The organism is Micromonospora saelicesensis, from assembly GCF_900091575.1.
Classification (GTDB): Bacteria; Actinomycetota; Actinomycetes; order Mycobacteriales; family Micromonosporaceae; genus Micromonospora; species Micromonospora saelicesensis.
This window is the reverse complement of the sequence record NZ_FMCR01000001.1, coordinates 829,664-842,257: the sequence shown is the minus strand read 5'-3', so window position 1 is coordinate 842,257 and position 12,594 is coordinate 829,664. Positions and strand designations below refer to the sequence as shown.

The window sequence follows — 12,594 nt, the reverse complement described above, 5'->3', positions numbered from 1 at the left end:
GCTCCTCCAGAGAATCGTCAGCGGACCGTACCGCCGGGGCCGTGGTCGAGCAGCGCCAGCTCGGCCCGGTCGGGCAGGCCCTCCCAGTCGCCCCGGCTGGCGACCGCGAACGCGCCGGTGGTGACGGCCCGGTCCAGTCGGGCCGACGCGTCGACGCCGTCGAGCCAGCCGGAGAGCAGCCCGGCGACGAAGGCGTCGCCCGCGCCGACGGTGTCCACCACCGGCACCGTCCGGGCTGGACGGTGGATGGTCCCGGTCGCGCTGTGGCTGGTCGCTCCATCGGCACCGTGCTTGACCACGACCTCGGTGACGCCGGCCGAGAGTAGCGCCGCGGCCGGGTCGGTCGCATCGGTGAGCACCGCCAACTCGTCGTCGGAGGCGATCACCAGGTCGATCGAGGGCAGCAGCGGGCGCAGCGCTTCGGCCGCGTCGGCGACCGACCAGAGCCGGTTGCGGTGGTTGACGTCCAGGCAGATCGTGCTGCCGGCGACGCGGGCGCGCCGCACGGCCTCCACCACCGCCTGGTACGGCTCGACGCCGAGCGCGCAGGTGATGCCGGTGACGTGCAGCAGCCGGGGTGGCGGCCCGGGCGCGTCGAAGGCCCGGGTCACGTCGGCCGGGCCCAGCCGGGAGCCGGCCGAGAAGGAGCGGTGGTAGGTGACCCGGTTGATGTCCGCGACCCGGTTCTCGAAGAGGATCAGGCCGGTGGGGGCGGCCGCGTCGACCCGGGACCAGGTCAGGTCGACACCCTCGGCGCGCAGCGTGCGGCGGACCAGCTCGCCGGGCTCGTCGGCGCCGGTGACACCGACCCAGGCCGCCCGGTGGCCGAGCCGGGCCACGCCGATCGCCACGTTCGACTCGGACCCGGCGACGGAGATACCGGCGGTACCGCCCAGTCGCAGGGGGCCGGTGGTGCGGAACGCCGCCATCGTCTCGCCGAGCGTGAGCAGGTCGGTCATGGCCGGACCGCCGCCAGGAAGGCGGCGGCGCGCTCGCGCAGCGCCGCCGTGTCGCCGCCCCGGACGGCGTCGCCGAGCAGCGGGGAACCGACGCCGACAGCTGTCGCGCCCCGGTCGAGGTAGCGCCGAGCACCGTCCGCGTCGACACCACCGACCGGCACGAACGCGGTGCCGGGGAACGGGTCGCGCAGAGCGCCGAGGTAGTCGGGCCCGCCGAGCGAGGCCGGGAAGAGCTTGATTGCCGTGGCCCCGCCGTCGTTGGCCCGCACCACCTCGGTGGGGGTGAGGGCGCCGGCGAGGACCGGCAGCCCGAGCCGGCCGCCCTCGGCGAGGCTCGCCGAGATGGCCGGGGTGACCAGGAAACCGGCGCCCGCGTCGGCCGCCGCGCGGGCGTCCTCCGCGCTGAGCACGGTGCCGGCACCCAGGGCGAAGTCGGGTCCGAGGGCAGTCCGGGCGCGGCGGATGACGCCGAGCGCGTCGGCGCTGGTCATCGAGACCTCGACCAGGGCGACGCCGCTCTCGGCCAGTGTGAGTACGGCGGTCAGCGCGGCCGCCGGGTCCGGGCCGCGCACGATGGCCAACAGCCGGTGGGTACGCAGCTCGTCGAGCAGGTTCATCACGGTGTCCTCAGTGGTTGCGGTTGGCGGAGATGGTGAGTCGCCAGGTGACCTCGCCGGTGGGCGGGACGACCGCCGCGTCGGAGGGGCCGGCGTCGGCCAGGTCGAAGGCCGCGCCGAGCATCGGTTCGATGCCGACGCTGCGGTAGGGGCCGTTCGCCGGCCAGCCGCCCAGGTTGCGCCAGAGCGCGGTGCTGCGGGGCTGGCCGGCGCACTCCAGCTCCAGAGTCAGCCGGTCGGCGCCGTCAATCACCTGGACCCGGGCGCAGTCGAGCAGCACCGCGCCGAGCGCGGTCCCGTCGTCCGGGCCGAAGGTGTCCAGGGGCAGCCCGGACGGGGCCGGCCACGACCCGGTCAACCACGGGTCGCCGGTGGGCCAGCTGCCCGGTGGCAGGAGCGCGGCGGCTTCCGGGTGCAGCCGGGTCGGGGTGCCGGCGGGCGCGTCGAGGCGGGCGGCGGGGGAGAGGTCGAGCAGTGCGTGCGCGGCCCAGACGAACCGGTACCCGGGGTCGGCGGCCAACCGGTAGTCGGCCACCACCACGCCGCCGGAGTCGATGATCCGGCGGGTGAGGGTGAACGTCGGCTGCTCGATGACCGCGGTGCCGGGGCCGCCGTCGCGCCAGGGCCGCGACCACACCTCGCCGTGGTCGGGCTCGCCGCGCACCGTGGGCAGGCACTCCTCCAGCCCACCGGCGTCGACGAACGCGTCGTCGGGGCGTACCTCGTGCCGACCGGGTTCCGGGCCACGCCAGAGCCACTCCCGGCCGCCACCGCGCAGACTCGTCCACCGACCGCCGTGCGCCGCGTCGTACGCCACCCGCAGGGCCACCGGCCGCTTGCCGGTCACCACTCGGCGAAGGACCCGTCGGCGTGCTGCCAGACCGGGTTGCGCCAGGCGTGTGGGGTCTGAGCCGCCTTGCGGACCGCCACCTCGTCGACAGTGATGCCCAGACCGGGCCGGTCGAGGCGGGCGATGTGCCCGTCCACGAACCGGAACGGCTCCGGGTCGATGAGGTAGTCCAGCAACTCCGAGCCGGCGTTGTAGTGGATGCCGATGCTCTGCTCCTGGATCAGGAAGTTCGGCGTCGCGAAGGCCACCTGGAGGCTGGCCGCCAGGGAGATCGGGCCGAGCGGGCAGTGCGGGGCGAGCAGCGCGCCGTACGTCTCGGCCAGCGCGGCGATCCGGCGGACCTCGGAGATGCCACCGGCGTGCGACAGGTCCGGTTGGACCACGGCGACCCCGGCCTGCAACGGGCCGAGGAACTCGGACCGACCGTAGAGCCGTTCGCCGGTGGCCACCGGGATCGGCGTGCTGGCGACGATGTCGCGCAGGTGGTGAGCCTGATCGGGCAGGACCGGCTCCTCCACGAAGAACGGGCGCAGGGCGGCCAGCTCGGGCAGGATCCGGCGAACGGCGGCCATTCCGGCGCGACCGTGGAAGTCCACGGCGATGTCCCGGTCGGGGCCGAGCACCTCGCGGGCGGCGGCCACCCGGCCGATGACCGCGTCCACTTCGGCTGCGGTGGGGATCGGCGAGAGCCGCCCGCAGGCGTTCATCTTGACCCCGGTGAGGCCGGCGGCGACCTGCGCGGCGGCGGCGTCGGCCACCTCGCCGGGTTCGTCCCCGCCGATCCACGAGTAGATCCGTACCCGGTCGCGTACGTGCCCGCCGAGCAGCGCGTGCACCGGCGCGCCGTACGCCTGCCCGGCGATGTCCCAGAGCGCCTGGTCGAGGCCGGCGACCGCGCTGGAGAGGATCGGGCCGCCCCGGTAGAAGCCGCCCTTGGTGAGCACCTGCCAGTGCTGCTCGATGCGCAGAGGGTCCGCACCGATCAGATATTCGGAGAGCACCTCGACCGCGCTGCGCACCACCTCGGCGCGGCCCTCGACCACCGGCTCACCCCACCCGACCAGCCCGTCGTCGGTCTCCACCCGGCAGAACAACCACCGTGGCGCGACCAGGAAGGTCTCGATCCGCTCGATCTTCACTGACTGCCCCTTCGTCCCCGTGCCTTCTCGACGTCGCGGACGGCCTTGTCCAGCAACTGACGCATCGCGGTCTCGGCCGCCGTCTCGTCCCGGTCACGCAGCGCGTCGACCACCGCGCGGTGGCTGGGCACCGGGTCGTCGTGCGGGCTGCCACCGTGCACCAGCCGGTCCCGTTCGGCGAGCCCGGTCTCCATCACCACCTCCATCCGCTCCAGCAGTTCGTTGTGGGTGGCGGTGAGCAGCGCGCGGTGGAAGGCGAGGTCGGCGGCGATGGCGGCGGCGGGATCACCGTTGGCCTGGGCCATCTCGGCCAGCGCCCGGTCGAGGGCGGTCAGGTCGTCCTCGGTGGCGCGGGTCGCGGCCAGCCGCGCGGCGGCCGGCTCGATGATGGCCCGCACCTCGTGCAGTTGGTCGAGCAACCGCTGGTCGGTGCCCTCGGCGAACTGCCAGCGGATCACGTCACCGTCGAGCAGGTTCCAGTCCGCACGGGGTCGGACGAAGGTGCCGCGCTTCTGCCGGGCGTCGACGATGCCCTTGGCCGAGAGGACCTTCAGCGCCTCGCGGAGCGCCGTGAGGCTGACGTCGAACTCCTCCTGCAACGCGACGATGTTCAGCGTCGAGCCGGCCGCGATCTCGCCGGTGAGGATGCGACGGGCGATCGCTTCGACGGTCTGCCCGTGGACGCCGCGGCGTGCGTACTGTGCCAATGCTCCTGGCCTTTTCGCTGGTCGGTATCGATCTCTCAGGCCGAGGCTTTCACCGCTGTCCAGCCACCGTCCACCACGAGGCTCGCGCCGGTGACGTAGGCGGCGTCCGGCGAGGCGAGGAAGGCGACAGTGGCGGCCACCTCGTCCGGTGTGCCGAAGCGCTTCGCGACGGTCTCCGCGATGCTGCGCTGGCGGTCCTCTTCGGACACGTCGGCCCAGGCGGCGGTGAGGATCGGCCCGGGCAGCACGGTGTTGACCCGGACCTGCGGGCCGTACTCGACGGCGAGTTGGCGGCCGAGCGCGACCAGGCCGCCCTTGGCCGCGGCGTACGCGGGCCGGCCGGGCAACCCGACCAGCGCGTGCACCGAGGAGATCAGCACCACCGCGCCCGAGCGTGCCCGCAGGTCGTCAAGGCAGGCGCGGACGCCGAGGAACGAGCCGGTGAGGCTGACGCCGAGCTGGTGGTCCCAGGACTGCCGGCTGGTCTCGTGCGCCGGGGCGACCCGCACGGCGTACGCGGTATTGACCAGGATGTCGACCGGGCCGAGGCGGTCCCGTACGGCGCTCACGGCGGCCGTCCAGTCGGCCTCGTCGCTGACATCGCCCACTACGGACAGTGCGCGGTCGCCCCGCGCGGTCAGTTCCTCGGCCAGTGGGGTCGGGTCGGCCACGTCGAGCAGCGCGACCGCTGCTCCCTCGGCGGCGAGTCGCCGGGCGATGGCCGTGCCGATCCCGCCCATCGCGCCGGTGACCAGCGCGTTCTTGCCCTCAAGCCGACGCATAAGCTGATCCACCTGACCCTCGCCCTGGTCTCGTCTAATCATTAATTACGAAGATATCTTGACAGTCGGCGACGGCCGATGCAACCTTCTCGTCACAGCATTCACATGGACGACACATCGCGTGGTGACGCTGAGTGTCGTAAAGGAAGGGATACCTCCGTGAGCGACTTCGACCCCGGTCGCCGGCGATTCCTTGGCCACCTTGGGCTCGCCGGACTGGGCGCGCTCGGCGCCAGCTCGTTCCTCAGCGCATGCGCCAGCTCCGCCAGCGGGCCGACCACGAGCAACGGCTCGGGCGCGGTCACCATCCAGTCCAACCTCTCCTCGCCGCAGGCCAAGGCGGCGATGGAGAAGCTGATCGAGACCTTCAACGCGCAGGGCAAGGGCACGGCGAGCCTCAACACGATCGCCTCGGAGACCTTCCGGACCCAGCTGCCGACCTACCTGACCTCGGCCAACCCGCCGGACCTCTACACCTGGTACGCGGGCTCGGTGGCCAACGACTACGCCAGCAAGAACCTGCTGCTGGACGTCTCCGAGGTGTGGAAGTCACTGGACGACTACCCCCAGTCGCTGCGCACCCTCTCCACCGACGCCATCGGCAAGCAGATCTTCGTGCCGATGAACAACTACTGGTGGGGCTTCTTCTACCGCAAGTCCAACTTCGCGAAGTGGGGTGTGCAGGAGCCGAAGACCTGGACCGAGTTCCTGGCGCTCTGCGAGACGCTGAAGGGCAAGGGCGTCCCGCCGATCGGCATCGGCCTCGGCGACACCCCGTGGGTGGCCTCGGCCTGGTTCGACTACCTGAACATCCGGATCAACGGGGCGCCGTTCCACCGCGAGCTGCTCGCCGGCAAGCAGCGCTTCGACGACCCGAAGGTCAAGGCGGTCTTCACCCGCTGGCGCGAGGCCCTGCCCTACTTCGACCCCAAGGGCAAGGCGTACCCGTTCCAGGAGGCGACCACCGCGCTGCTGGCCGGCAAGACCGGCATGTTCCTGATCGGCACCTTCTTCGCCGACGCCGCACCCAAGGACGCGCTCGGCGACCTGGACTTCTTCCGGTTCCCGATCATCGACCCGGCGGTGCCGCTGGCCGAGGAGGCGCCGACCGACGGCTTCTTCGCCAGCGCGAAGACCGCCAACCCGACCGGCACCAGGGCCCTGCTCAGCTACCTGGCCGGGGTCGAGGCCCAGGAGGCGTACGTCAAGGCCAGCTCCGGCATCGTGCTGCCGGCCAACCCCAGGGCCAAGGCGTCGGACTCGCCGCTGGTGGTCAAGGGCAAGGCGATGCTGAACGAGGCCAAGGAGCTGACCCAGTTCTTCAACCGCGACTCCAGCGACGCGCTCCAGCCGACCGCGGACACCGCGCTGACCAAGTTCATCGACAAGCCGGACCAGATCGACGCGATCCTGCGGGAGTGGCAGGCCGGCGCCGAGAAGGTCTTCAAGGGCTGACGTGACAGCAACGATCTCCACGACTTCGGTCACCCCCACCCGGCGGCGGCGACGGTCGGCTCGACTGTCGCCGCTGCTGGTGGCGTTCGTCCTCGTGCCGTTCGCGGTCGAGAGCGTCTGGGTCTTCTGGCCGGCGATCCAGGGCTTCTGGTTCTCCCTCACCCGCTGGGACGGGATGACACCGCCGACCTTCGTCGGCACCGACAACTACGTCGAGCTGGCTGGCGACGCCACCTTCCGGGGTGCGCTGGTCAACACGGTGATCTGGCTGGTGCTCTTCGGCGGCCTCTCCGTGCTGGGTGGCTTCGGCATGGCGCTCGTCCTGCAGAAGGAGCGGCGCTGGGTCGGCTTCTACCGGGCCGCGCTGTTCACCCCTGTGGTGTTCTCGCTGGTGGTGACCGCGCTGGTCTGGCGGGTCTTCTACCAGCCCGACGGCATCGCCGACACGCTGCTGCGGGCGGTCGGCCTGGAGCAACTGATCCGGCCCTGGCTCGCCGACCCGCAGACCGCCCTGTACGCGGTGATCCTGCCCGCGCTGTGGCGGCAGATCGGGTACGTGATGGTGCTGTTCCTGGCCGGGTTGAAGGCGATCGACCCGGCGCTGCACGAGGCGGCCCGGATGGACGGCGCCAACGCCTGGCAGCGGCTACGGCACGTCACGATTCCCCAGCTCAAGGGGGTCAACGCCGTGGTGCTGTCGGTCATCGTGATCGACTCGCTGCGCTCGTTCGACATCGTCTGGTCGCTGACCAAGGGCGGGCCGTACCACTCGTCCGAGCTGCTCAGCACCTACATGTACTCGACAGCGTTCCAGAGCCTGCGGCTGGGCTACGCCTCGGCGATCGCTGTCGTGATCTTCGTGCTCGCGCTGGCCGTCATCCTCGGCTACCTGGTCCGCGCGTTCCGGGAGGAAGCGTCATGAACAAGCTCCGTACCGGGGCCTTCCACACCGGCATGATCCTGCTCTCGCTGCTCTGGCTGGGCCCGGTGCTCTGGGTGGTGGTGATGTCCACCCGGTCGTTCGACGACATCGCCGCGCACGGTGTGGGCAGCCTGCCCCGGTCGTTCACGCTGGACACCTACCGGCAGGCGTGGACCGACGGCGGCGAGCTGCGGGCGCTGATCAACAGCATGCTGGTCACCGTCCCGTCGGTGGCGCTGAGCCTGGGGCTGGCCGCGATGGCCGCGTTCGCGCTGAGCCGCTTCCGGATCCCCGGGCGGCGCACGATCCTGCTGCTGATGCTCGCCGGCAACCTGCTCCCACCGCAGATCCTGCTCATCCCGGTGGCCAAGTTCAGCGAGCTGACCGGCCTGTACGACACGCTCTGGGCGTTGATCGCAGTGCAGGTCGGCTTTGGGCTCGGCTTCTACACGTTCGTCCTGCACGGCTTCATGCGGGACCTGCCGGGCGAGATCCAGGAGGCGGCCACCATCGACGGTGCCGGCACGGCGCAGATCTTCACCCGGGTGATGCTGCCGCTGACCCGACCCGCGCTGGCCGCTCTCGGGGCGCTCTCCTTCACCTGGATCTTCAACGACCTGCTCTGGGCGATCACCGTGCTGCGTACCGACGACAACATGCCGGTCACCCCGGCGCTGCTCGCCCTCCAGGGCCAGTTCGTCTCGTCCTGGAACGTCATCGCCGCCGGTACGGTCATCGCGGCCGTGCCCACCGTCGCGGTCTTCCTGCGCTTCCAGCGGCACTTCGTCTCCGGCCTGGCGCTCGGAGCGGTCAAGTGACCGCCGCGCCCGGGCAGCGCTGGACGCTGCGCGGCACGCACACCGAGTACACAGTCACCGTGCCGGCGCACGGCCGCTGGCTGGAACTTGTCGCGTGGGGGCCGCACGGCGTCTCCGACGGGCCGTCGCCGGTCGCCTACGACGGCCCGGTCCCGTTCCTCACCGCCGGCGACGCGGCCCCCATCGAGTACGCCACCGACGCCGACCGGCCGTTCACCGGCGCGGACCTGGTGGTGGAGACCGTGACCGGGCAGCGCCGGGTGGGCTTCACGCACACCGGCGTACGGGTCGACGCCGACCAGCGGGAGCTGGCCGTCGACTTCGCCGACGCGGTGACCGGGCTGCGCGCAACGGTGCACTACCGGGTGCCCGCCGGCACCGATGTGGTGCAGCGGTGGGTCGAGCTGACCAACGACGGCGCCGACGCGCTGCGGGTCATCCGGGCCGGATCGGGCGGGTTCTGCGTACCGACGCCGCACGGCGCGCTGCTCAGCCACCAGTGGGGGCAGTGGGCGCAGGAGTTCCAGCTCTCCCACGTCGAGCTGGGCCACGGCACCTTCAGCATCGGCAGCTCCCAGGGCGTACCCGGGCATCTGCACGTGCCCTGGCTGGCCGTGCGCGACACCGCCGAGCCGGCCGGTCCGGCCTGGGGGATGGCGCTGGCCTGGACCGGCTCGTGGGAGATCAGCGCCGAGCGTGACACCGGCGGCCTGACCCGGGTCCGGGTCGGCCGTCAGCTGGTCGACGGCCCGCTGGAGTTGGCCGCAGGCGGGCGGTTGACACTGCCGGTGGCCACCGGCGCGTACAGCCCGGACGGCCTGGACGGGCTGGCCCGGGTCTGGCACACCCACCAGCGGTTGCTGGCCGCCGACCGGCTCAGCCCTCGCCCGGTGCTCTACAACTCCTGGGAGGCGACCTACTTCGCCGTCGAGGCGCAGAGTCAGCTCGCGCTCGCCCGGATCGCCGCCGAGCTGGGCGTGGAGACGTTCGTCGTGGACGACGGCTGGTTCGTGGGCCGCGACGATGACACCGCCGGCCTGGGCGACTGGACGCCCGACCCGGCGAAGTTCCCGGCCGGGTTCGACACCTTCATCGCCGACGTCCGCGCCCTCGGGCTGAACTTCGGGCTCTGGGTCGAGCCGGAGTGCGTCAACCCGAAGTCCTCCCTGTACGCCGAGCACCCGGACTGGGTCTACTCCGTCGACGGCCGACCGCTCACCCCGGTCCGCAACCAGTACCTGCTCGACCTGGGCCGGCCGGAGGTCGCCGAGTTCGTCCACTCCACAGTTGACGGCCTGCTGCGCCGGTACGACATCGACTACCTGAAGTGGGACTTCAACCGGCCGCGTACCGAACCGGGTCGGTCCGGCGGGCTGGGCCCGCTCGATCTGGACGGCGCGCACGTCGCGAACCTGCACCGGATCTACGAGCGGCTGCGCCGGGACCATCCCGGTGTGCTGATCGAGGCGTGCGCCGGCGGGGGTGCGCGGACCGACCTGGCGATGGCCGCCCGGGCCGACGTCTTCTGGCCCAGCGACAACACCGGCCCGCTGGACCGGCTGGCCATCCAGTACGGCTTCCTGCACGCCAACGCCCCGCACCTGCTCAGCTCCTGGGTCACCGACGCGCCCGGCCTGTTCGACAGCCGCCCCCGATCGCTGGCGTTCCGGTTCGTCCTGGCGATGGCCGGCGTGCTCGGCATCGGCGCGGACATCCGGGCGTGGACCCCCGCCGAGCGGGCCGAGGCGGCCGGCTGGATCGCCCGCTACAAGGAGATCCGGGACGTCGTCACGCACGGCGAGGTGCACCTGATCGGTGGCCCCGACCAGGCCCGCTGTGCGGTGCAGTACACCGCGCCGGGCGAGAACCAGGTGGTCGTCCTGGCCTGGCACACCGGCCGGCTCGACGGCGCCGGGCTGCTTCCGTCCCGCCCGGTCCGGTTGCCCCTGCGCGGCCTCGACCCGGCGGCCCGTTACTCGCACGGTGATCGGCACTACTCCGGCAGCCACCTCGCCACCGTCGGCCTGCCCGTGCAGTGGAGCGCGACCCACGACGCCGACCTCATCGTGCTGACCCGCGACTGAGATCGGAGCACCACCACCCCCACCCCCGAGGGACAGGAGTACCTCCATGCGCCTGAACCGACCGCTGACCGCTGCCCTGGCCGTGCTCGGCCTGGGCCTGGCCAGCCCGATGCCGGCGATGGCCGGCCCACCCCACGCCGACCCACCACAGGCCGGCCACGGGCCCGGCCGCCCCGGCCACGCCCCGGCGGCCACCGGCGCCGAGGACCAGGGCGCGCCGACCTTCTTCAACAGCGGGCTCGCCCCGACGCCCTACCAGGGCTGGAACACCTACTTCGGCCTCGGTGGCGACCCCACCGAGGCCGAAGTACGGTCGGTCACCGACCACATGGTCCGCAGTGGCCTGCGGGACGCCGGCTACACCTACGTCTGGATCGACGGCAACTGGGCCGCACCCACCCCGCGCAACGAGGCCGGTCAGCTCGTCGCCGACCCGGCCCGCTTCCCCGGCGGAATGGCCGCGCTGGCCGCGTACATCCACAGCAAGGGGATGAAGGCCGGCATCTACACCGACGCCGGCCCGTACCTGCCGGGGCAGTGCGGGCTCGGCAGTAACGGCCACTACCGGGCGGACATCGCCCAGTTCGCCGGCTGGGGCTTCGACGCGCTGAAGGCCGACTGGCTGTGCGGCCGGGCCGCCGGCCTCGACCCGGAGACCACCTTCCGGGAACTGGCCGAGGCGGTACGCCAGTCGCCCCGACCGATGCTGCTCAACATCTGCAACCCGGTCAGCTCCGACTGGGGTGGCGGCCCGTACACCCCGGAGCAGCTCTCCACCTGGAGCTACACGTACGTGCCCACCATCGCCGACTCCTGGCGGACCTACACGGACGTGGGGCTCACCGACCCGTCCCCGCAGTGGGCGTACCCGTGGGTGCTGCGCAACATGGACGTCAACGCGTACCACCCGGCGGCCACCGGGCCGGGGCACTACAACGATCCGGACTACCTGCTGCCGATGCGTCCACTGCCCGACGGCGGGTACGAGTTGAGCCTGGACGAGTCCAAGACGCAGCTCGGCATGTGGGCCATCATGGCCGCGCCGCTGGTGATCGGTTCCGACCCGCGTGGCCTGCCGAAGGAGATGATCTCGGCGCTGACCAACCCGGAGATCATCGCGGTGGACCAGGACCCGCTGGTCCGGCAGGGCGTCAAGGTCGCCGACACCGGCACCGACGCGCAGGTCTGGAGCAAGGTGCTCGCCGGCTCCGGAAAGCGGGCGGTCGCGCTGCTCAACCGGCACGACACCGCCCAGCAGATCACCGTGAACTTCGCCGACGTCGCCCTCGGCGGGTCGGTTCGGGTCCGTGACCTGTGGTCCCGTTCCAACGTGGACGCCCAGCCGGGCACCCCGGGCGTACAGCCGTTCACCGGCTCGTACACCGTCGAGGTGCCGGCGCACGGGGTGGCCATGCTCGGCCTGACCGGCACCGACCAGGTCGCCGGCGTCGACCTCGGTGGCACCGCCAGCGCCAGCCCGGCGCTGGTCCGGGTGGACGACACGCACGCCACCGCCTTCGTCCGCGACGCTTCCGGTGCGCTGGCCGTCAACACCCGCACCGGTACGACGTGGGGCACGCACTGGACCTCCCTCGGCGGCCCGGTCGGCGGCCGGATCCTCGGCCAGCCGGCGGCGTACGGCTCTGCGGACGGGCGGCTCGACGTCTTCGTCCGCGGCACCGACAACGCGGCCTGGCAGCGCAGTTACGTCGCCGGCAGCTGGGGACCGTGGCGCAGCCTCGGTGGCACGCTGACCGACGCGCCCACGGTGGCCTGGTCCAACCCGACGCAGTGGACCCTCGTCGCCCGCGGTGCCGACGGCAAGCTCTGGTCGCGTACGCCAAACGCCGGCTGGACCGGCGTCGGAGCTCCCGAGGACCGGCCGTTCTACGGTCGGCCGAGTGCTGTCGTCGACGATGCCGGTGTGCTGCACGTGGCGGTCCGCAGCCGCACCGACGAGGTGTGGTGGAGCAGCCGGACCGGCACCACCTGGTCGGCCTGGACCAACCTGGGCGGCACCACCAGCGGCAGCCCGACCCTGCTCGCCACCTCCGGCCGGGTCTACCTGTTCGCGCTGGCCGCCGACAACCGGCTCTGGCAGCGCAACCTGGCCGACGGCGCCTGGGGCGGCTGGTTCCGGCGCGGTGAGTTCGCCACCGACGCGTTCCGGGGTGCGCCCGGGGCCGCCGCCGGTGCCAACGGCAGCGCCTGGCTGGCGGTACGCGGCGTCGACGACCGGGTGCACCAGGTCGTCCTCTGAT

General features: G+C 72.3%; 11 protein-coding genes. 5 read left to right on the top strand and 6 right to left on the bottom strand.

The features are described from left to right. Positions 1-17 precede the first annotated feature (17 nt). The 6 genes from GA0070561_RS03990 to GA0070561_RS03965 are packed head-to-tail and all read right to left on the bottom strand — an operon-like array spanning position 18 to position 5,054. Positions 18-959, bottom strand: a complete 942-nt coding sequence (locus GA0070561_RS03990; protein ID WP_091395054.1) for a sugar kinase — start codon at positions 957-959, stop codon at positions 18-20. Further along, positions 956-1,576 (bottom strand): bifunctional 4-hydroxy-2-oxoglutarate aldolase/2-dehydro-3-deoxy-phosphogluconate aldolase, encoded by a 621-nt coding sequence (locus GA0070561_RS03985; RefSeq protein ID WP_091395052.1) that lies wholly within the window; start codon positions 1,574-1,576, stop codon positions 956-958. The genes GA0070561_RS03990 and GA0070561_RS03985 overlap by 4 nt, the downstream gene beginning before the upstream one ends. A gap of 10 nt (positions 1,577-1,586) precedes the next feature. After that, complete coding sequence (locus GA0070561_RS03980) at positions 1,587-2,426, bottom strand: hypothetical protein (RefSeq protein WP_091395049.1); 840 nt, start codon at positions 2,424-2,426, stop codon at positions 1,587-1,589. Next, positions 2,420-3,565 (bottom strand): galactonate dehydratase, encoded by a 1,146-nt coding sequence (gene dgoD, locus GA0070561_RS03975; protein WP_091395047.1) that lies wholly within the window; start codon positions 3,563-3,565, stop codon positions 2,420-2,422. Before dgoD ends, GA0070561_RS03980 begins: the two co-directional genes overlap by 7 nt. Beyond that, complete coding sequence (locus GA0070561_RS03970; protein WP_091395043.1) at positions 3,562-4,272, bottom strand: FadR/GntR family transcriptional regulator; 711 nt, start codon at positions 4,270-4,272, stop codon at positions 3,562-3,564. The genes dgoD and GA0070561_RS03970 overlap by 4 nt, the downstream gene beginning before the upstream one ends. A 35-nt stretch (positions 4,273-4,307) precedes the next feature. Then, entirely contained in the window at positions 4,308-5,054 is a 747-nt protein-coding gene (locus GA0070561_RS03965; protein WP_091395040.1) for an SDR family NAD(P)-dependent oxidoreductase, read from the bottom strand. A gap of 159 nt (positions 5,055-5,213) precedes the next feature. Between GA0070561_RS03965 and GA0070561_RS03960 the strand changes: the two genes are divergently transcribed. From GA0070561_RS03960 to GA0070561_RS03940, 5 genes are read left to right on the top strand one after another with little or no spacing between them, the layout of a single operon-like run. Beyond that, entirely contained in the window at positions 5,214-6,509 is a 1,296-nt protein-coding gene (locus GA0070561_RS03960) for an ABC transporter substrate-binding protein (RefSeq protein WP_091395037.1), read from the top strand. A 1-nt stretch (position 6,510) separates the two neighbouring features. Further along, a complete protein-coding gene (locus GA0070561_RS03955) occupies positions 6,511-7,431 on the top strand; it encodes a carbohydrate ABC transporter permease (RefSeq protein WP_091395034.1) in 921 nt (306 codons plus the stop codon). Then, complete coding sequence (locus GA0070561_RS03950) at positions 7,428-8,249, top strand: carbohydrate ABC transporter permease (protein WP_112581751.1); 822 nt, start codon at positions 7,428-7,430, stop codon at positions 8,247-8,249. The genes GA0070561_RS03955 and GA0070561_RS03950 overlap by 4 nt, the downstream gene beginning before the upstream one ends. Continuing rightward, positions 8,246-10,333: an alpha-galactosidase gene (locus GA0070561_RS03945; RefSeq protein ID WP_091395031.1), complete on the top strand. Its 2,088-nt coding sequence runs from the start codon at positions 8,246-8,248 to the stop codon at positions 10,331-10,333. Before GA0070561_RS03950 ends, GA0070561_RS03945 begins: the two co-directional genes overlap by 4 nt. A gap of 46 nt (positions 10,334-10,379) precedes the next feature. Further along, complete coding sequence (locus GA0070561_RS03940; RefSeq protein ID WP_091395027.1) at positions 10,380-12,593, top strand: DUF8189 domain-containing protein; 2,214 nt, start codon at positions 10,380-10,382, stop codon at positions 12,591-12,593. The last annotated feature ends 1 nt before the right edge of the window (position 12,594 follow it).